17 protein-coding genes are annotated in these 20,294 nt (G+C 65.1%); 3 read left to right on the top strand and 14 right to left on the bottom strand.

The window, feature by feature from the left end:
• The first annotated feature begins 136 nt into the window (after positions 1-136).
• Complete coding sequence (locus C7411_RS00935; RefSeq protein ID WP_110382699.1) at positions 137-1,543, top strand: MFS transporter; 1,407 nt, start codon at positions 137-139, stop codon at positions 1,541-1,543.
• Between the two features lie 108 nt (positions 1,544-1,651).
• Here C7411_RS00935 and C7411_RS00930 read toward each other — a convergent pair whose 3' ends face one another.
• The 3 genes from C7411_RS00930 to C7411_RS00920 all read right to left on the bottom strand — a co-directional run bounded on the left by C7411_RS00930 (position 1,652) and on the right by C7411_RS00920 (position 3,013).
• Entirely contained in the window at positions 1,652-2,080 is a 429-nt protein-coding gene (locus tag C7411_RS00930) for a YybH family protein (protein WP_110382698.1), read from the bottom strand.
• Positions 2,081-2,193: 113 nt separating this feature from the next.
• Positions 2,194-2,739: a hypothetical protein gene (locus C7411_RS00925; protein ID WP_110382697.1), complete on the bottom strand. Its 546-nt coding sequence runs from the start codon at positions 2,737-2,739 to the stop codon at positions 2,194-2,196.
• Between the two features lie 49 nt (positions 2,740-2,788).
• Positions 2,789-3,013, bottom strand: a complete 225-nt coding sequence (locus C7411_RS00920; protein ID WP_243412995.1) for a hypothetical protein — start codon at positions 3,011-3,013, stop codon at positions 2,789-2,791.
• Between the two features lie 55 nt (positions 3,014-3,068).
• Here C7411_RS00920 and C7411_RS00915 point away from each other — a divergent pair, with 55 nt between their 5' ends.
• Entirely contained in the window at positions 3,069-4,004 is a 936-nt protein-coding gene (locus C7411_RS00915; RefSeq protein WP_110382696.1) for a LysR family transcriptional regulator, read from the top strand.
• A gap of 22 nt (positions 4,005-4,026) precedes the next feature.
• Here C7411_RS00915 and C7411_RS00910 read toward each other — a convergent pair whose 3' ends face one another.
• Entirely contained in the window at positions 4,027-5,022 is a 996-nt protein-coding gene (locus C7411_RS00910; RefSeq protein ID WP_110382695.1) for a Gfo/Idh/MocA family protein, read from the bottom strand.
• Positions 5,023-5,318: 296 nt separating this feature from the next.
• On the opposite strand from C7411_RS00910, the gene C7411_RS00905 reads away from it, so the two are divergent.
• Positions 5,319-6,968: an alkaline phosphatase family protein gene (locus tag C7411_RS00905; protein WP_110382694.1), complete on the top strand. Its 1,650-nt coding sequence runs from the start codon at positions 5,319-5,321 to the stop codon at positions 6,966-6,968.
• A 58-nt stretch (positions 6,969-7,026) separates the two neighbouring features.
• Here C7411_RS00905 and C7411_RS00900 read toward each other — a convergent pair whose 3' ends face one another.
• From C7411_RS00900 to ligD, 10 genes are all read right to left on the bottom strand, one after another.
• Entirely contained in the window at positions 7,027-7,782 is a 756-nt protein-coding gene (locus C7411_RS00900; RefSeq protein ID WP_110382693.1) for a helix-turn-helix domain-containing protein, read from the bottom strand.
• 273 nt (positions 7,783-8,055) lie between these two features.
• The gene (locus C7411_RS00895) at positions 8,056-9,447 is read right to left on the bottom strand and encodes an aspartate aminotransferase family protein (protein ID WP_110382692.1); all 1,392 of its coding nucleotides are present in this window, start codon (positions 9,445-9,447) and stop codon (positions 8,056-8,058) included.
• A gap of 23 nt (positions 9,448-9,470) precedes the next feature.
• On the bottom strand, positions 9,471-10,949 hold the full coding sequence (locus C7411_RS00890; protein ID WP_110382691.1) for an NAD-dependent succinate-semialdehyde dehydrogenase: 1,479 nt from the start codon (positions 10,947-10,949) through the stop codon (positions 9,471-9,473).
• A gap of 129 nt (positions 10,950-11,078) precedes the next feature.
• Entirely contained in the window at positions 11,079-11,561 is a 483-nt protein-coding gene (locus C7411_RS00885; protein ID WP_110382690.1) for an Lrp/AsnC family transcriptional regulator, read from the bottom strand.
• Between the two features lie 7 nt (positions 11,562-11,568).
• Positions 11,569-12,597: a N(2)-acetyl-L-2,4-diaminobutanoate deacetylase DoeB gene (gene doeB / locus C7411_RS00880; protein ID WP_110382689.1), complete on the bottom strand. Its 1,029-nt coding sequence runs from the start codon at positions 12,595-12,597 to the stop codon at positions 11,569-11,571.
• Positions 12,598-12,602: 5 nt separating this feature from the next.
• Positions 12,603-13,811, bottom strand: a complete 1,209-nt coding sequence (gene doeA, locus C7411_RS00875; protein WP_110382688.1) for an ectoine hydrolase DoeA — start codon at positions 13,809-13,811, stop codon at positions 12,603-12,605.
• A gap of 9 nt (positions 13,812-13,820) precedes the next feature.
• Positions 13,821-14,846, bottom strand: coding sequence for a cyclodeaminase (locus C7411_RS00870; protein ID WP_110382687.1), 1,026 nt, complete (start codon positions 14,844-14,846; stop codon positions 13,821-13,823).
• A 2-nt stretch (positions 14,847-14,848) separates the two neighbouring features.
• Positions 14,849-15,829, bottom strand: a complete 981-nt coding sequence (gene eutB, locus C7411_RS00865; protein WP_110382686.1) for a hydroxyectoine utilization dehydratase EutB — start codon at positions 15,827-15,829, stop codon at positions 14,849-14,851.
• Between the two features lie 114 nt (positions 15,830-15,943).
• Positions 15,944-17,356 carry a MocR-like ectoine utilization transcription factor EhuR gene (ehuR, locus tag C7411_RS00860; RefSeq protein WP_181431294.1) on the bottom strand — a complete coding sequence of 471 codons (1,413 nt, stop codon included), beginning with the start codon at positions 17,354-17,356 and terminating at the stop codon, positions 15,944-15,946.
• A gap of 243 nt (positions 17,357-17,599) precedes the next feature.
• The gene (ligD, locus tag C7411_RS00855; RefSeq protein WP_110382685.1) at positions 17,600-20,203 is read right to left on the bottom strand and encodes a DNA ligase D; all 2,604 of its coding nucleotides are present in this window, start codon (positions 20,201-20,203) and stop codon (positions 17,600-17,602) included.
• Positions 20,204-20,294 lie beyond the last annotated feature (91 nt).

Raw genomic sequence — 20,294 nt, 5'->3', positions numbered from 1 at the left:
CGGGTACTCGTGATGCGCAGGCAGGGAAAGTCCCGATGCGAAATCGTCCTATGACATCGGAAACGGAAATTGACGGGACTAACTTGATCGCTCAAGCGCGCCATTCGGGCCGCGGTTCCTGACAAGAGGACGTCTTATGCGATTCGCCGAAACTTGGCATTCCCCCACGCCGGGCCGGTCCCTATGGGACGACACGTCAACTCCCGACCACGACCAGCACGCCGCCCCCGCCGGTAGCGCGCACACGCTGCCACGCCGCGCCATTACCGCCGCTGCGCTCGGCAATGCAACCGAGTGGTTCGACTATGGCATCTACGCCTACGGGCTCGCCTATATCTCCGCGGCACTGTTTCCGGGCAGCACGGCAAGCGCCACGCTGTTCGCGCTCGGCACCTTTGCGATTTCATTTCTGATTCGCCCGCTCGGCGGCCTGTTCTGGGGGCCGCTCGGTGACCGCTTCGGGCGCAAGAAAGTGCTCGCGCTGACCGTGCTGCTGATGTCGGGCGCCACGCTGCTCGTGGGCCTTCTGCCGACCTATGCGAAAGCAGGCTGGATCGCCCCCGCCGCGCTCATCGTATTGCGCATGATCCAGGGCTTCTCCACCGGCGGCGAATATGGCGGCGCGGCCACCTTCATGGCCGAATACGCGCCCGACGCGCGGCGCGGCTTCTGCGGGAGTTTCCTCGAGTTCGCCACGCTGGCCGGCTTTTCGCTGGGCGCATTGCTGATGCTCGCGGCGTCGCTTGCGCTCGGCAACGATGCGATGCATGCGTGGGGCTGGCGTCTGCCGTTCCTCGTCGCGGCACCGCTGGGCTTGATCGGTTTCTATCTGCGTTCGCGCATCGAAGACACGCCCGTGTTCCGCGAGATGGAAGAGAAGTTCGAACAACAGGAGCGGGAGCGCCCGGCCATTTCGCTGCGCACGCTGCTGCGCGAGCATCGCGTGCCGCTCGTGCTGCTGGGCGGGCTCGTGGTCGCGCTCAATGTCGTGAACTACGTGCTGCTCGCGTACATGCCCACGTACATGCACAAGGAACTGGGCGTGAGCGAGAACATGTCGCTGCTCATTCCGCTCATCGGCATGCTCACGATGATGGCCTTGCTGCCGTTCGCGGGCCGGCTCTCGGATCATGTGGGCCGCAAGACGCTCTGGTGGTTCTCGCTCGTCGGGCTGTTCGTTGCCGCCGTGCCGATGTTCCTGCTGATGCGCCACGGCGTGGGCGGCGCGCTGATCGGCTTCGCCGTGCTCGGGCTGCTCTATGCGCCGCAGCTCGCGACCATCTCGGCGATGTTCCCCGCCATGTTCCCGACGCACGTGCGTTATGCGGGGATGGCGATTGCCTACAACGTCTCGACCTCGCTGTTCGGCGGCACCGCGCCGATCGTGAGCGACTGGCTCGTGGACAAGACCGGCAGCCCGCTCGTTCCGGCCTACTACATGATGGCCGCGTGCGCGGTGGGCGCCATCGCACTGTTCTTCGTGATCGAGACGAAGGGATGCTCGTTGCGCGGGCAACAGGTGCCTGGCAAGGCGCAGCAGTAACGGCATGGCGGGCCGCTCGCGCCCGTCATGCGCCGCCTGAAATGCCCGACCGCGTGCCGGGCATTTTGCTTTGCAGCGGTTAGGGCCCGTTATGAATGTGAACAGGCCCTAACGTTTGAAAATGACCTCGGTCGTCGCGGGATCGATTGGCGAGGACGAATGCTGGTGGAAAATCTTCCAGCCCTCGCCCGTTTGCCTGAGCGTCGCGGTCATGCGATTGTCCATCGAGCGCAATGCGTCGCCGTCCGCCGCCACCGCTTTGTAGGTCACGAAGGCATGGACCACGGCGAGGTCCCCGGAGACAGCGGTCTGCGCCTCGCTGAAGTCCACGATCACGCGGTCGGTGCCCAGCGAACCGAACCAGCCCTCCACCATGTTCCGCCATGACGCGATCCCCTCGTACGTCCAGGCGCCCCACATGTCGAAGGCCAGGATGTCCGGGTCGTACAGCGCGACGAACGCATCGACGTCTTTGGCCAATACCGCGGCTTTGTATTGGTGCAGCACCTGCAGGATCGGATCGGCAGCTTTGTCCACTGTGTTGTCTCCTGAACCCGGTTGCGTGGCGAAGGAACGGCTGCTTATTAAAGCAACGCCGCCCGGCCTCTGTCCAGTGAATTCGCCGCCCAGCGTTCGAGGTGCACGAAGCGTTAGCGGGCGGTCCTGCGAAACGAATCATGGCTCGCGGCGGATTCCCTGTGTGCGGCAGCCTTGCTCTGCGGACGCAGCAGCAAATAAAAGGCGGCGCCATGCGTAATCGCCAGCAGCGGCACGACGATCACGGGAATCACGTACGTTGCGCCCAGTTCTCCCACATGCACAGAAACGCCGGCCTGGATGGCGTGGTAGTAGGCGAGAGCCAGATCCACTGTGCCTACGAGATTGAACGCCACGACGAAAAACCAGAAGACTGGACGCTTTCTCGCCGCGAGTAGCGCCAGCATGGCCAGCGCACCCGTTGCGAGGTCCCCATAGGCCGTGGGCACGGCGAAACTCGCGGGCAGGTCCGGACTCACGACGCCCGACAGCATGAAGACCAGCCCGAAGAAGCGGAAGCTGTGCAGCGTGGCGATCGCGCGCTGTGCGTCGAATGCGTCCATCGACTTGAGTCGGGGCCAGATGTACACGGTAAAACAAAGGAGCCACGCGACATACCCGAGCGCGAGATGCAAGCGAAAGATCGATTCCGGTGACATGTTGCCTCCTGTCAGGTGCTTTGCAATGTGCGGATGAAATGAAGAGCGATCATGCGGCGCGACGCCGGAACAGTTGCCGCAGCGAAAGCGCATGCAACAGGATCGAGCTGGGCACGACGAACGCGGGCGTCAATACATACGGCCAGGTACCCGCGTTGAGGCTCGGCCTATCCGGCGCAATCAGCTGGAACCGGCCGGGCGCCGTGAGCCTCCCCAAGGTCACGGCCACGGCGAAATCGGCGAGTCCGAAAATGTTCCAGACATCGGCTGGCACGTTAGGTGTACCATCGATTCCCGCGAGCGACTATTCATCACAATGTTGATGCGTCATGAAGCAGAACTTCACAGTCAGGCAAGGTGCGCTCGATGGCGTGGAGGCGTTCCTGTGCGTAGCCAGGCACCGCAGCTTTCGCAAGGCGGCAGCGGACCTCGGGGTGACGCCTTCGGCTATCAGCCAGGCGGTGCGTGTGCTCGAAGAGCGCATCGGCGCGGCGCTTTTCGTGCGCACCACGCGTAGCGTCGGCCTGACCGAAGCCGGCGACCGGTTTCTTTCGCGCGCCAAGCCCGCCTTCGAGGAACTGGTCGCCGCCAGCGAAGCCGCGCGCGATCTCGGCCAGCGCCCTACGGGTCTGTTGCGGCTCTCCGTGCCGCGCGCGGTCGTCCCGCTTCTGCTCGAGCCGCTGCTCGCTTCGTTCTGCCAGGCTTATCCCGAAGTAGAGGTGGAAATCGCCGTGAGCAAGGAAGTGGTCGATCTCGCGGCGGAAGGCTTCGATGCCGGCATCCGGCTCGGTCATCTCGTCGCCGCCGACATGGTGGCGGTGCCGCTGACACCGCCGTTTCGTCTCGTTGTCGTCGGTAATCCTGCCTATTTTTCCGGCAACAAACGGCCCCGCCACACCGGCGATCTGCGCCAGCACGCATGCCTGCGCTGGCGGCGTTCCAGCGGCGCACTGGCCTCCTGGTCATTCGACGACCATGGGCACGCCGTGGAGATCGTCGTCTCCGGGCCGCTGATCGCGAGCGACTTCCCGACCATGATGGGCGCGGCGCTCGAAGGCATCGGCCTCGCGCAGCTCCCCGAGCCGATGGTTTCCGACGCGGTGCAAGCGGGCAAACTCGTGCGCGTGCTCGACGCCTACGCGCCGATGCTGCCCGGCGTGTTTCTCTGCTACCCGAGCCGCCGGCAGATCATGCCCAAGCTGCGCGCATTCATCGACCATGTGAAGAGCCGCAAGGCGGGTGCGGCTCCAACCAGGGGCCGTTGAACCCACCCGCGGCGCTTCGACGTCAAGCGATGCGCTCCCACGCGCCCGATCGGGCCGAACGGAACACGGCATCGATCACGCGCATGTTTGCGCAGGCGTCTTCCAGCGCAATCGCCTGGGGCGCGCCGTTCAAAATCGCCTCGGCGAATACCGCCGCTGCCACGCCGTATTGATCGCATACCGGCAGTTCCAGCCAGCGATCCGCTTCTCCCTGCCTGCTCAATAAAAGCCGCGTAGGCCGGTCATTGGGCGCGTTGAATGGAATCTCGACCTCGACTCGCCCGGTCGTGCCGTGAAACTGCATGCGCTGGTAAGGATGGGTCTGAGTGGAGTAAAAGAAGCTCGCTTGCACGCCGTCGAAGTCCATCAGCACGGAGCCAAGGCGGTCCACGGCGAACGACGGGTCGCGCTCCATCAGCGCGACCACGCGCTTCGGCTCACGCCCGAGAATGAGGCGCGACGTCGTGATGGGATAACAGCCGATATCCAGCAAGCCGCCTCCGCCCATTTCGCCATGGTTGCGAATGTCCTGCGCATTGGTGTTGTAGTAAGTGAAGCCGCCGGTCACCGCCCGCAATTCGCCAATCGCGCCTTCTTCGATCAACGCCCGCACCTTTAGCCACTGTGGATGCGTGCGCACCATGAAAGCTTCCTGGATATACCGCCCGCTCTTGTCGCGCGCCGCGATCAATCGTTGCGCCTGTTGCGCGTCGAGCCCGATCGGCTTCTCGCATAGCACATGCTTGCCCGCCTCGACGGCCTTGATCGTCCACTCCACATGAAGGTGATTGGGCAACGGAATATAAACCGCATCGATTTCCGGGTCTGCCAGCAGCGCCTCGTAACTGTCGTACGCGTGCGCGAGACCATATTTCGCCGCGGCAGCCTGGGCCTTTTCTGCTGAACGCGAAGCAATCGCTTTTACGCGGCACTTCGGTGCATGGCGCATGGGCACGACGACCTTGTCGTTGATCTTCGATGTACCCAGGATGCCCCAGACGATTTCATCCTTTGGCATGACGTTCCCTCTGGATTCGATTATGTGTTGCCCGGAATGGGCTGAATGGAACTCACTATTAACGAGCTGAAAAACGAGCGCTGCAAAGCGGACTGCAAACACTCGAATGGAGGAGTTTACACCCGCGAAAACCCTCGCCTCGCACGTCGCGAACGTGTCTTGCAACAACTGATAACAACTGACGGCGAGATGAAAGCAGGGCGTCACGAGAGATTCGCCTTCCTGCCCCACATTGCTCGGGCTGTGCGCAAGTCCCTCGCAGTTCCCCCCAATGCAATACAAAAACGAGGTGAATGATGGAGAATACGACCCGGTGGTCGCGGTTAGGCGCAGTCGTTGGCGCGAGTGCCATGGCACTTGCGGGTGTGCACTCGACGGCTTATGCAGGCGACATGAAGGATGTAAAGCATGTCCTGCTCATCAGTTTCGACGGTCTGCATGAACAGGACGTGGCCCGCTGCATCGGCAGCAATGCCTGCCCCAATCTCGCGCTGCTCGCGAAGTCTGGCGTGACCTACACGAACGCCCACACGCCGCATCTGTCCGACTCGTTCCCTGGCCTCACGGCGCTGGTGACGGGCGGCTCGCCGAAGAGCGCGGGCCTTTTCTATGACGTGTCATATGACCGTACGCTCTACGCACCGCTCGATTCTCACTGCAAGGGCCCGCAAGGCTGGAACGTCGTGTTCGACGAGACGACCGGCATCGATGGAGAGAACGGCGGTGCGCTGGTCCACCTCGACGGCGGCGGCGCGTTCAATCCGCAGGCCATTCCCTATGCGAAGGTCAATGGCGTTTGCACGCCCGTGTACCCGCATAATTACATCAAGACGAACACCGTCTTCGAAGTGATCAAGCAGAACATCCACGGCGCGCGCACCGCGTGGGCGGACAAACATGCGTGGGGCTATGACTGGGTGAACGGGCCTTCGGGCAAGGGCGTGGACGATCTGGCGCGCACCGAGATCAATTCGATCGACCCCAGGACGGGCACGAATTATCTGGATACCTACACGCACACCGAAGTCTTCGACGACATCCACGTGCAGGCGCTGATCAACGAAATCGATGGCCTCGATTCGACGGGCAAGACGAGCGCGCCGGTGCCCACGATGTTCGGCACGAACTTCCAGACGCTTAGCGTCGCGCAGAAGTCGCCGGTGGCGAAACAAGGCGGATATCTCGACGCCGACTTCACGCCGGGCCCGCAGGTCGCCGCCGCCATCACCTACCTGGACAACTCGCTTGGCCGCGTCGTGCAGGAACTGAAGCAGCGCAATCTCTACTCGTCGACGCTCATCATCGTGACGGCCAAGCACGGCCAGTCGCCGACCGATCACTCGAAGCTGGTGAAGAACGGCGACACGCTCACGAAGCTGCTCGAGGCCAACAACTATCTGGACCCGAACGGCAACTTCGGCCAGAACAACACGAAGACGGGCAACCTGAACGACGGTTCGGGCCTCTCGGGCACGGGCATGGTGCAGACCGACGACGTGGGTCTGATCTGGCTGCGCGACCAGAGCCAGAAGGACGCCGTGGTCAAGACGCTGCAGGCGAACCTGAGCTGTAATGCGCCGGGCATCTGCGCAGACGGCCCGCAGGCGTACATCCTCACCGGCGACCGCCTCGCGGACTGGTTCGGCAATCCGTCGAACGGCCGCACGCCGGACATCGTCGTCCAGCCGAACCCGGGCGTAATCTATACGTCGAGCACGGCGAAGGATGAGGAGCACGGCGGCAACGCGCCCGACGACAGCCATCTGGGTCTCGTCGTGTCGTTCCCCGGCATTCGCCACGCCGGCCGCAGCGACGACCACTACGTCTTCACGACCCAGGTCGCACCGACGATCCTGAGCGCGCTCGACGTGGATCCGCATCTGCTGCATGCAGTCCAGCTCGAAGGCACGCATCGCCTGCCTGGGCTGGGTCTCGACGAGAAGTAAAAAGAGGCTGGCTGCGGCAGTCATCGGAGGTTCGATGGCTGCTGCGCCAGCGGCCCGCTCAAACCGTCTGCAGCCCTTCGATATCGCAGATGCGAATCAGCTTGCCTTGGGCGTCGATCAGGCCGCGCTTCTGGAAGCGCGACAAGATCCGGCTCACCGTTTCGAGCGTGATGCCCAGGTAGCTGCCCATGTCCTCGCGCGACATGCGCAGACGGAATTCCGCCTGCGAATAACCGCGCTGCCAGTTGCGCGACGACACGTCGAGCAGGAAGGCCGCCACGCGTTCTTCGGCGGTGAGCGAGCCCAGCACCATCATCTGCGAGGCTTCCTGGTTGAACTGGTCGCCCATGAGCCGATGCAGCCGGTCCTGCATCGTGCCGCTTTCGCGGCACAAGGTCTTGAGCGCGGCGTAGGGAAGCGTGCAGATCGAACTGTCTTCGAGCGCAACGGCGCTGAACGCGTGCACGTCGGTGGCGATGCCGTCGAGCCCCAGCGCGTCGCCCGCGAGACGCAGCCCGGTGATCTGCTCGCGGCCGTCGCGGTTGACGATCAGCGTCTTGAGCGAGCCGGAGCGTACCGCGTACAGGCTGTCGAAGCGGTCGCCCGAGCGGTAGAGCGCCTCGCCGCGGCGCACCTTGCGCGCCGCGCAGATCAGCGCCTCGAGCTTCGGCAGTTCTTCGGTTGGCAGCCCTTGCGGCATGCAAAGATGGCGCATGGCGCACCCCGAGCAGCGTGCGCTGGGCTGCGCTGCGGTGAGAGGAGCACGGCTGCTTTGGCGCACGACGATAGCCGATCCTGCGACGGGTGAGAGCATCGAACGACTCCTTCTTTACCATTTTTTAAGATCTCGACGCATTGTCACACCATGCGCGTGCGTCAATGTGGTGGCAAAATGCCGCGCACCAGAACCACGCACCTTTGAGCCTTGTCAGGCAACGGTTTCACGGCCTGTTGCGCAAACGCAAGCGACCGAAAAGCAACACCTTTGCAAGCCCTGCGGGAACAAAACGGGAACAAAAGAGCCGCCGTACTGGCGTACGGCGGCTCGTGGCATCGAACCGTCAATGGTTGAGGCACGCTTCGCCGCTCATCCCGCCACCAGAGTGCGCTCGGCCACCTCGTCCACGGCCTGCTTGACGATGCCGACGATTTCGTCGGCCTCTGCGCGCGTCATGACGAGTGGCGGGGCAAAGCCCAGGATGTCGCCATGAGGCATGGCGCGCGCGATCACGCCGCGCTGCAGCGCCGCCGCCGAAACCTTCGGCCCGATCTTCAGCGCCGGGTCGAACGGCTTGCGCGCTTCCTTGTCGGCCATGAACTCCAGCGCCGCCAGCATGCCCACGCTGCGCACCTCGCCCACGAGCGGATGCGCGCCGAACGCCTCGCGCAGCTTCGCGCCGAAGTACGAGCCGACCTGAGCGGCGTTCTCCACGAGCTTGTCGCGCTCGAGGATCGCCAGATTGGCGAGCGCCGCGGCGGCACATACCGGGTGCCCCGAATAGGTCCAGCCGTGCCCCATCGGCCCGTGTTCCTGCGAGCCGCGCGCAATCACGTCCCAGACCTTCTCGCCCACGATCACGCCGGAAAGCGGCGCATACGCGCTCGTGAGGCCCTTCGCGACGGTGATGAGATCCGGTTCGATACCGAAGTGCTGCGCGCCCATCTTCGAGCCCAGACGCCCGAAGCCGCACACCACCTCGTCGGAGATCAGCAGGATGTCGTGCTTGCGCAGCACCGCCTGGATGGCCGGCCAGTAGCCTTTGGGCGGCTCGATGATGCCGCCGGTGCCCATCACCGGCTCGGCGATGAACGCGGCGACCGTGTCCGCGCCTTCGCGCGCGATCAGCTTTTCGAGTTCTTCCACGCAGTACGCGACGAACTGTGCCTCGTTCATGCCCGCGGGCGCCTTGCGATACCAGTGCGGGCAGACCGTATGCTTCACGCGCTCGATCGGCAGATCGAAATGCTGATGGAAGCTCGGCAGGCCGGTGAGGCTGCCCGTGACGATACCCGAGCCGTGATAGCCGCGATCGCGCGAGATGATCTTCTTCTTGTTCGGACGGCCCAGCACGTTGTTGTAGTACCAGACGATCTTGACCTGCGTTTCGTTCGCATCCGAACCGGACATGCCGTAATACACCTTCTTCATGCCGGCCGGCGCCCAGTCGATGATCCTCGACGACAGCCCGATGATCGCATCCGACGAGTGTCCGACGTAGGTGTGATAGTAGGCGAGCTGCTTTGCCTGCTCGTACATGGCGTCGGCGACTTCGGTGCGGCCATAACCGATGTTCACGCAGTAAAGGCCCGCGAACGCGTCGATATACTGCTTGCCCTGATGGTCCTCGATGCGGATGCCCTTGCCGCCGCGCACGATCTTGCCCGGCAGCGCGCCGCTCTCGTGGTCGTAGGCGTGCGTGGACGGGTGCATGAAGTGCGCGCGGTCCTGCTCGAAAAGTGCGTCGATGCGTTGAGTCATGTTGTCCTCCTCCTGATTCCGGTTCAGGCCATGGCCGCGAGCGGCAGGCCGAGATTGCCAAGACAAAAATATTTGGTTTCCACGAAGGGCTCGAAACCCTCCGCGCCGCCTTCGCGGCCAAGGCCCGAGGCCTTCATGCCGCCGAATGGAATGGGCGCGCCCGTGAACTTCACGCCGTTCACCGAGACCATCGCGAAGTCGAGCCGCCGCACCAACCGGAAGATCGTATCCATGCGTGTCGCGCACACGTAGGCCGCGAGGCCATACTCCGTGTCGTTCGCCTTTGCGATCGCTTCGTCGAGCGTGTCGAACGCGCAGACTGCCGAAATGGGCGCGAAGTTTTCCTCGTCGTACACGCGCATGCCGGGCGCGGCATCGGCGATCACGGTGGGCTCGTAGTACCAGCCGCCCAACGCATGCGGCTGGCCGCCCGCGACGATGCGCGCGCCCTTTTCGCGTGCATCGGCCACGCGCGCCGCCGTGCTGTCGAACGCGGCCTGGTGCATGAGCGGGCCCACGTCCACGTCTTTCTCGAACGCCGGTCCGGTCTTGAGCGCGCGCACCGCCGCCGCATAACGCTCCACGAAAGCTTCGTAAAGCGGCCGCGCCACGAACATGCGGTTCGCCGCGCAGCAGTCCTGGCCCGAGGTCTGGAACTTCGCGCCCACCGCAATCTTCACGGACTGGTCGAGATCGGCGTCTTCCGTGACAATGAACGGCGCATTGCCGCCCAGTTCCAGCGCCACCTTCTTGATCCCCGCATGCGCCGCCGCCTGCGTGACGAGCGAGCCCACCCGCGTCGACCCCGTGAAACTCACGGCACGCACACGCGTGTCGCTCACCAGCGTTTGCATCGCCATGTGCGGCTCGCCGAGCACCACGTTGTAGACGCCCGCCGGAAAGCCCGCCTCCTCCGCGAGCTGCGCCAGGGCGAGCGCCGAATACGGCGTTTCGTGAGCGGGCTTCACGACGACCGTACAGCCGGCTGCGAGCGCAGCGGCGGCCTTGCGCGTGATCATCGCCACCGGAAAATTCCAGGGCGTGATGAGCGCCGCGACGCCCACCGGTTCCATCACCGTGGCCAGATGCGCGCCGTCGATGTGCGTGGGGATCGTACGGCCTGCCAGGCGTTTCGCCTCGTGCGCATACCATTCGACGAAGCTCGCCGCATAGCGGATTTCGCCGCGCGATTCGGCGAGCGGCTTGCCCTGCTCCAGCGAGAGCAGCGCCGCCAGATCCTCCTGATGGCGCACGATCCGTTCGTGCCAGCGCATGAGCGTCGCGCTGCGCTCTGCCTGCGAAACCCAGCGCCACGATTCGAAAGCGCGCTGTGCGGCGTCGACTGCACCGGTGATCTGCGCCCGTACGAGCATGGGCACGTGGCCGATCACCGACTGGTCCGCCGGGTTCTGCACGGCTACGGTGGCCGCGCTGTCGCTATGCACCCAGCGGCCGTCCACGTAGCACAGCGATTTGAACAGAATGGGGTGTCCTGGCAGCATCTCGTCTACTCCTTGTCAGACCTGTCGATATGCCATCCATTCTGACGCGAGCGGCATCGCGAATTTTTTTGTTTTCAGTGCCGTACACTTGCGCTTTTTTTGGAACCGCCGCGCGCGAGCGCGAAAAATTCACGCGTTTTCGAGGGCCCACGCAGGCGCGTGGTTGGGCGTGCACTTCACCACCTTCGTCACGATGTAGGTGAAGTAGCGCTCGATGCCGAGATCCTCCATCAGCAGCGCGTCGATAAAGCGCTGGTAGTGGTCGATGTCGCGCGCCATCACGTGCAGCACGTAGTCGACCCCGCCGCCCGTGGCATAGCACTGCATGACTTCATCGGCTGCGCTCACGCGCTCTTCGAAGCGCCGCATGTCGGGCGCCGTATGGCGCGATAGCGTCACCTCCACGACGATGCGGCTGCCACGCATCGCGCCCACCCAGTCCACCTCGGCGTGATAGCCGCGTATCACGCCGCTTTCCTCGAGCTTGCGCACGCGCTCCCAGGCCGGCGAAATGGAAAGACTGACCTCTTCGGCCAGCTTCGATTTCGTGATGCGGCCGTCGCGCTCGAGGATGCGCAGGATGGCCAGATCGTAACGGTCGAGCTTGATCACGGCGCGTTCATGCCACCACGGGCAGGTTGCGTTCGACGACGTCGGCAACCACGGCCACGGTATCGCCCGCCTGCACGAGCCCCGGGAAATGGCGCGCTGCGAGCAGCCCCCCGCGTCGCGCGCGATATTCCACGGCGCGCGCGCCGGTGCGGTCGATGTCGTGCACGCGCGCGAGCACTTCGCCCGCCTCGACGGTATCGCCCAGATCGCGGCACATCTCCAGCATGCCGCGATGCTCGCTCGTGGTGTAGCAAGTGCCGTCGGGCATGTCCAGCAAGGTGGTCGTGCGCGGGCCGCCGCTGCGCTCGCCGGCCTTGCGCTCGATGACGCCTGCGTGCGCAAGAAAACCGCGCACGCCGCGATCCGCAATCGCCACGCTCCGCGCGGTGGACGTGCCGCCGCCGCCCAGTTCGGTCGAAACGAACACCTTGCCCGCTTCCTCCACGGCGCTGTCGAACAGCCCCACGCTATCGAGTTCCAGCATGCGCATGGAGTACGGCGCGCCGAACGCACGCATCGCACGCTCGCAACGCGCCTGCTGATCGCCGTCGGGCAGCACATGAATCGCCGCGAACGGCACGAAGTCGAGCGTGCGCCCGCCCGCGTGAATGTCGAGCACGTAATCCGCGCGCGCGAGCAACTCGCGTTGAAAGTAGTCGGCAATCTTTTCGGTCACGCTGCCGTCGGGACGCCCCGGAAAGCTGCGGTTCAGATTGCCCGCGTCGACCGGCGAGGTGCGCGTGCCCGCACGAAACGCGGGATAGTTCATGTACGGCACGATGATCACGCGGCCGTTCACGTCCGCGGCCTGCAACGACCCCGCCAGTTTGGCGAGCGCGATCGGCCCTTCGTATTCGTCGCCGTGATTGCCGCCCGTGAGCAGCACGGTCGGCCCCTCGCCGTGCCTGACCACGGTAAGCGGAATCATGATCGCGCCCCACGCGGAATCGTCGCGCGAATAAGGCAGCCTCAGGAAACCGTGTTGCACGCCACTGGCGTCGTAATCGACGGTCGGCGTAATCGGTGACGCACGCATCGGCGCTACTCCTTCACGAACAGTTTGCGCGGCGTGGTGCAGAACGTTTCGACGCCGGTTTCGGTAATCAGGATGCTTTCAGTGATTTCGAGGCCCCAGTCGTCGAGCCACAGGCCCGGCATGAAGTGAAACGTCATGCCGGGTTCGAGGACGGTGCGGTCCCCGGGGCGCAGGCTCATGGTGCGCTCGCCCCAGTCGGGCGGAAAGCTCGCGCCGATGGGGTAGCCGCAGCGGCTGTTCTTTTCGATGCCCGATTTGCGCAGCACCGCAAAGAACGCATTGGCGATGTCCTCGCACACGTTGCCGGGCTTCGCGGCGGCGAGACCCACCTCGATGCCTTCCACCACGGCTTTCTCCGCCTCGAGAAAGTGCTTGGGCGGCTTGCCGAGATAGACCGTGCGCGACTGCGGGCAGTGATAGCGGTGGTAGCAGCCCGCGATCTCGAAGAAGGTGCCCGCGTTCGCCGTGAATGCCGAGTCGTCCCATGTGAGGTGCGGGGCAGCGGCGTCGGCGCCGGTGGGCAACAGCGGCACGATGGCGGGATAGTCGCCGCCGTGGCCGTCCACGCCCGTGATGCCCGCTTCATAGATCTGCGCAACGAGGTCGCACTTCCTCATGCCCGGCTCGACCACGTCGAGAATGCGCGCGTGCATCTTCTCGACGATGCGCGCCGCGACACGCATGTACTCGATCTCGCGCGGCGACTTCACCGCGCGTTGCCAGTTCACGAGCGCGGTGGCGTCCACCCAGCGCGCCGCGGGCAAATGGCGCTGGAGCGACGCGTAGGCCGCCGCACTGAAATAGTAGTTGTCCATCTCCACGCCGATGCGCAGCGTGTCCCAGCCGCGCGCGGCGATGACTTCCGTGCCCAGATAGTCCATGGGGTGGCGCACAGGCGACTGAACGTAATGATCAGGATAACCGATGATGTTTCCGTGGGACATGAACGCCGTGCGCTTTGCGCCGTTCGCGTCCTGGCCGCGACCGAACCAGACGGGTTCGCCGTCCATGGTCAGCAGCACGCATTGGTGGACATAGAACGACCAGCCGTCGTAGCCCGTCAGCCAGTTCATGTTGGTCGGGTCCGTGACGATCAGCAGATCGATGCCTTCGTCCTGCATTGCGCGGCGCGTCTTCGCGATGCGCGCGTCGTATTCGCTGCGTGCAAAAACGAGGCGCGGCGCCACCTCACTCCTTTCAGTTGCTGCGGACATCTTTCCCTCTCAGGGCATGACTGCGTTGTGAAACACCGCGCCCGCGCCGGCCGCGCGGGCGCGCTGCAAGGCGAGAACGGCAATGGCGGTGTCCTGCGCCCCGGTGCCGGTGAGGTCGCAGATCGTGATGTCATTGGCTTGCACGCGGCCCTCGCAGCGGCCCGCGATCACTTCGCCCAACTCCGCGAAGCCGCGATCGGGCGCGACCTTGTGCGCTTCGATCGCGTGCCTGAGTTCGCCGAGCACGCGCGTTTGCTGCAAGCGGTCGCAGACATAGCGCGCCGATTCGAACACCGAGGGCGCGAGCTCGTTCTTGTACTCGGCATCGGAGCCCATGGCCGTGAGGTGCAAACCGGCGTGCAGGTCTGCCGCGTGAACGAGCGGGGTGCGGCTGGGCGTGGTCGTCACGGCCACGTCGGCGTGTGCGAGCGCGTCGTGGACCGATGCGGCAACGCGCGCACGCACGCCGTGGCGGCGTTCGGCATCGGCGGCGAACACAGAAGCCCGCGCCGCGTCGCGTGCCCAAACGCTCACGCTCTCGATCTTGCGCACCAGCATCAGCGCATCGAGTTGCAGGCGCGCCTGCTCGCCCGCGCCGATGATCGCCGCATGGCGCGCGTCGGGACTCGCGAGCCAGCGAGCGGCCACCGCGCCCGCCGCGGCGGTGCGCACGGCCGTCAGATAGCCGTTGTCGAGCAACACAGCTTCGGTAAGGCCTGTGCGCGCAGACAGCACCAGCATCAGTCCGTTCAGGCTCGGCAGGCCGAGCGAGGGATTATCGAAAAAGCCGGGGCTGATCTTGATGGCGAACTGCTCGAAGCGCGGCAGATACGCCGTCTTCACATCGACCTCGCCATGCCGCTCGGGCAGCGCGAGGTTGAGAACGGGCGGCATGACGACGGCTTCGGTTGCAAGCGCAACGAATGCGGATTCGACCTGATCGACGGCCGCGAGATCGAGCGGGACGAGTTCGCGCAGTTGGTCTGCGCCTAGCAACGTAACCGGTGGCGATCCAGGTGACAACTCGGAATGCATTTTCAACCCTCCGTCACGAGACGGTGGTGCACCGTCATGTCGATATTCGCACCGCTCACGACGATCACGATCGGGCCTTTGCGGCGCTCGATTTTCCCGTCGAGCAACGCCGCCATGCCCACCGCGCCCGCGCCTTCCACCACGAGACGCTCTTCGCGATACGCATGGGCCACGCCGCGCGCGATCGAGGGCTCGCCGAGCAAAATGATTTCGTCGGCGAGCGCCCGGGTCAACGCAAATGTGTGGCGATTGTCGAGGCCAATGCCGCCGCCGAGCGAGTCGGCCAATGTTTTGCTTTCCTCAACGTCGACGGGATGACCCGCCGCGAGGCTCGCGTGCATGGCCGCGCCGCGCGCCATCGAAACGCCGATGGCGCGCACGTCCGGCCGGATCTGCTTCGCCGCGAACGCCGCGCCGCTGAAGAGTCCGCCGCCCGAGAGCGGCACCACGAGGGTCGCGGTATCGGGCAACGCTTCGAGAATTTCGAGGCCGATGGTGGCCTGTCCGGCGATCACGCGCAGGTCGTCGAAAGGCGGCACGAACGCATAGCCCTCCTCGCGCATGAGACGCTGCGCTTCGATCTGCGCCTCGTCCTGGCTCTTACCCGCAATCACTACGCGCGCGCCGAGCGCGGCCACGGCATCGACCTTGTTTTGCGGCACGAGCGAAGACATGCACACGGCCGACTCCATGCCGAGCGCATGGGCCGCATATGCGAGCGCACGGCCATGATTGCCGGTCGATGCGGTGACGACGCGCTTCACGCCCGATTCAGCGAGATGCGCCACCGCATTGGTCGCGCCGCGCAGCTTGAAGCTGCCCGTAGGTTGCACGGTTTCGAGCTTGAAATGGACGGGCGCGCCCACGCACGCAGACAACGTGGCAGACGCCACGAGCGGGGTGAGCGCGACGCGGCCCGCGAGGCGCTGGCGCGCGCGGTAAACATCGGCAAGCGAAAGTGACGAAAGCGAAAGCGACGACATGAAATGCACGTTCCTTCCCGTGAAGCTGTGCAATCCAGTCTAATGAGCCAAAACGGTCTTTCTAATGTCCTGGTACAATCCGCGCGCCTTGAGATGGGAGCGCGCGAAAAAAGCCTAATTGAAATCGTGCACGTGCGGATACTGCTCGAATACGCCCGCCATGGTCTGCAGCGCGTTGCGGCACGCGGCGTCCGGCGCTTCCGCGCCAAGGCTGATGCGCACCGCATTGGGACGCTGGGTGCCGCCCACGAGAAATGGGTCCGGCGACGTCACGGCAATCTGGCGATTGCGCAACTCGCGCACGAGGCGGTCCGCCTGCCAGTAGTCGGGCACGCGCAGCCAGGCGGAAAGCGCGTTGGGATGCGCGCCGAGCACATAGTCACCCAAGGCCGCGCGCACCATCGCCTGGCGCGCCGCGAGCCGCTCGCGCTGCAGTTCCACGAGGCGGCGCGCGGTGCCATCCATGACCCAGCGCGTGGCGATCTCTGCAATCGGTGAAGTCGCCATCCAGCTGCTCACGCGCAGCACGCTTTCCACGCGCAGCGCAAGGCGGCGCGGCATGGCGAGATAGCCCGTGCGCAGGCCCGTGAGCACCGATTTCGTCATGCTCGTGCAATAGAACGCCAGCTCGGGAATCAGGCTCGCGATGGGCGTGTTGGCCTTCGCAGGCAGTGCGCCATAGACATCGTCCTCGATCACGTACACGCCATAGCGCTCGGCAATGCGCGCAATCGCGCGGCGCCGTGAATCGGGCAAGACGAACATGGTGGGATTGTTGAAGGTCGGCGTGCACACGAGCGCGCTCACGCGCTCGCTGTCACACATCTCCTCGAAATGCTCGGGACGTATGCCGTATTCGTCGATTTCGAGCCCCTTGAGCGTGAAGCCGAGCACGTTTGCCGAGCCGATCACGCCGTGGTCCGTGAGGCTTTCGCAGAGCACCGTGTCGCCGGGGCCGACGGTGGAGGCCAGCGCGAGGAAAATGCCGTGCGCCGCGCCATTGGTGATGAGGAGCGATTCGGGTTTCACCGGCATGTTGAGCGAAGCGAGCCATGCCGCGCCCGCCTGGCGATGATGCTCGAAGCCCGCGATGGGGCGAAACGAACGAATCCACGGCTGATCGTCCAGCGTGGCGAGTGTGGCGCACACGTCACGCCACGCGGCATCGTGCTGCGGCGTGTGGACGATGCGCGCAATGGAAAAGTCGACGATCTCGCGCTCGGCCGTGTCGAGAATATAGTTCGACATCGACTCGGTCACGCGCGCGGCGACAAAGCTGCCGCGCCCCACCTCGCAGCGGATCAGGCCCTGCCTTTCGAGTTCCTTGTAGGCATTGGTGACCGTCTGCACGCTCACGCCCAGTTCCGCGGCCACCTCGCGCTGCGGCGCGAGGCGCACGCCGGAAACGAGTGCGCCGCGCTCGATGTCCTGGGCAATCGCCTTGACCAGCCGTTTGTATTTGGACTCCGCGCCGTGCGCGGCCCCGACCGCGTCACGCCATTCGCCTGAAATCGTCGCCCACGCCATCTCGATCCGCTCCTCGGTAAGCGTTCATGGTCGCTCATAAACGGGGCGGAAAATTATTGTCTCAGGACAATTGCGGGCTAAAAAAGGACAATCAGGTCCGGAAATTCGACGCCGCCTGCGAAAGCCGGCGCACCCGCCCCGCTAACGACGCCTTGCGCGCCGTCTTGAGGGAGAACGGCTTCTTGCGCGGCGTGATGTGAAGCCTTGTTGCCTTGCAGACTTCGTCAATCTGACGATACGCTTTCACTTCACGCCGAGTTGTTTCCGCATGGCAGCCGTAATCCGTTGGCGCGCTTTTTCGTAGTCGCGCCACGGATCGGCGCGTAGCGCTTCGAGCCGCTCGCGCACGTTCGCGACGTTCCACTGGTCGCCGCTGGTGAGCGCAGGCAGTTCGTCCCAGTCCACAGGCACCGAAACGCCGAGACCGGGCCGCGCCCGCGGCGCATAAGCCGCGGCAGTGCTGGCGCCCCGAGTGTTGCGCAGATAGTCGACGAAAATGCGGCCTTTGCGGTTTTGCGCGCCCATCTTCGCGCTGAAGCGATCGGGCAGCGTCGCCGCCAAATGGCCTGCCACCGCGCGCGCGAAATCCTTCACGTCCTCCCAGCCGGCATGGCGCGTAAGCGGCACCACAAGGTGGAGGCCCCGTCCGCCGCTCGTCTTGCACCATGCCCGCAGGCCCAGCGCGTCGAGCAGTTCGCGCGTGAGCTGCGCGGCTTCGAGCATGCGCTCCCATGCGAGTGAGGGATCGGGGTCCAGGTCGAAGACGATGCGGTCGGGCTTTTCGATGCTCGCCGCGAGCGCATTCCAGGTGTGCAGTTCTATCGTGTCCATCTGCGTCGCGCCGACCAGCGCCTCGGTGGAATCGAGCGTGAGCAGCGGCGCATGGCCCGGATCGAGGCCGGCGTGCTGCGTGGCATGGGGAATCTGCAACGCGTTGGCGTGTTTCTGGAAGAAGAGCTCGCCGCCCACGCCCTTGGGCGCGCGCGCAAGCGCTACGGGCCGCCCCTGCACGTGCGGCAGCAGCCATGCAGCCATCGCTTCGAAGTACTCAACGAGATCGATCTTGCGCAGTCCGCTTTGCGCGTCGATCACGCGCCCGGGATGCGTGATGCGCACGCCGGCAACTTCGGCTTCGTCGTGCGCGGCACGGCGCGTGCGGCTCGCAGTCTTCGGCGTGTTAGTCGAGGCCTGCTTTGCGAGCTTCTTTTCGCGATGGTTCGCACCCGGCTGCACGGGCGGCGTCTGCGCTTCGCGCACGATATCCTTTGCGGGCTTGTCCGCGCGCAGTCCGACGAACGATGCCTGGCGCACCACGTCCGCGCTCGTCCATGTCTTGAATCGCACCTCCGCCACCAGTTCGGGCCGCACCCAGTGCACGCCCGCGCGACGCTCTGCCGCCGGCACCGCAGCGAACGGCGACGTCCTGCGCTCGCGCGCACGCAGTTCGCCCGCAATCGCTTCGAGCCGCGCCGCGTCGAAACCCGTTCCCACCTTGCCGGCATATTGCAGCGCGCCATCGCCGCCATACACGCCGATCAGCAGCGCGCCGAACCCCTCGCGGCGGCCCTTCGGTTCCGTATAGCCGCCGATTACGAATTCCTGGCGCCGTGAGCAGCGCAGCTTGAGCCACGCGGCGCTGCGCGTGGACGTGTAAGGGCTGTCGCGCCGCTTGGCGACGAGCCCTTCGAGATTCGCCTCGCAGGCGGCTTCGAGCATGGCCTGCGGTTCGCCTTCGAAGGCCTCCGAAAAGCGCAGCGCGTCGTGAGGCGCCTGGGCGAGCAGCGCCGAGAGCTTGTCGCGCCGCGCCTCGAGCGCCACACCGCGCAAGTCCGCGCCGTCGAGCCAGGGCAGGTCGAAGAGCCAGAACGTGATGTCGTCTGCGCGGCCCGCATCGAACGCGTTCTGCAGCGCCTGGAAGTTGGGCACGCCCGCCGCGTCGAGCACCACGGCCTCGCCGTCCAGCCACGCCGATTCGACCTTCAGCGCGCGCAGCGCTTCCACCTGGCGCGGGAACTTCGCGGTCCAGTCGCGACCGGTGCGCGTGATGATGCGCACATCGCCCTTGCCGCGCGCGTGCCGGTCGATGCGCGCCAGCACGCGATAGCCGTCGAATTTCAATTCGTAGAGCCAGGTGTCGCCATCAGGTGGAGCATCGGCGGGTGTCGCGAGTTCAGGGGCAAGCGTCTCCGGTAGCGGCGCGGGCACCGCGCCTTCCCGTGCGGCCGCTGCCCCCTGCTTCGCAGCCCCGTTGCCCGCCCGGGCGCGCCTTTTCGATACTCTCGGCGCTTTCGACGCGGCAGGTTCGTCCTCGACGACGTGAAATTCGCCTTCGGGCACGGCCTCGTCGTCGCGCTGCTTGATGAGCAGCCAGCGCTCCTGCTTGCCGTCGTGCATGGGGCTGCGCACGAGCGCCCAGCCGCCGTGCAGCCGCTCGCCTTCCAGCGTGAATTTGAGCTTGCCTTGCGCATACCCTTCGCGCGCGCCGCGCAAGCCGCCCTCTGGACGCCACACGCCGTGGTCCCAGATCGCCACCGTGCCTGCGCCATAGCTGCCTTCGGGAATGCGCCCTTCGAACGAGCCATATTCGAGTGGATGATCCTCCACATGCACGGCGAGCCGCTTCACCGCCGGGTCGAGGCTCGGGCCCTTGGGAATGGCCCACGACTTGAGCGTGCCGTCCAGTTCGAGGCGAAAGTCATAGTGCAGCCGCCGCGCGTCGTGACGCTGGATCACGAACGATCCTTCACCCTCTCGTGGTTTCGTGCTGCGTCGCGCCATGCGACCGCGCGGCTCCGGTGTTTCATCGAAGCGGCGCTTCTGTTCGTAGGTTTCGAGCTTGTGCTTCATCGTTCGCCCCTTGTTACGCTCTCTGAGCCGCGGTTGCGCTCCGCGGTTACGCTTGTCACGCCGCGCGCCGTCAGCGCTTCGGCGCCGGTCT

It is taken from the genome of Paraburkholderia silvatlantica, assembly GCF_003096715.1.
In the GTDB taxonomy this organism is placed as follows: Bacteria; Pseudomonadota; Gammaproteobacteria; order Burkholderiales; family Burkholderiaceae; genus Paraburkholderia; species Paraburkholderia silvatlantica.
The sequence above is the reverse complement of the archived record's forward strand: the minus strand, read 5'-3'. Positions and strand labels throughout refer to the sequence as shown.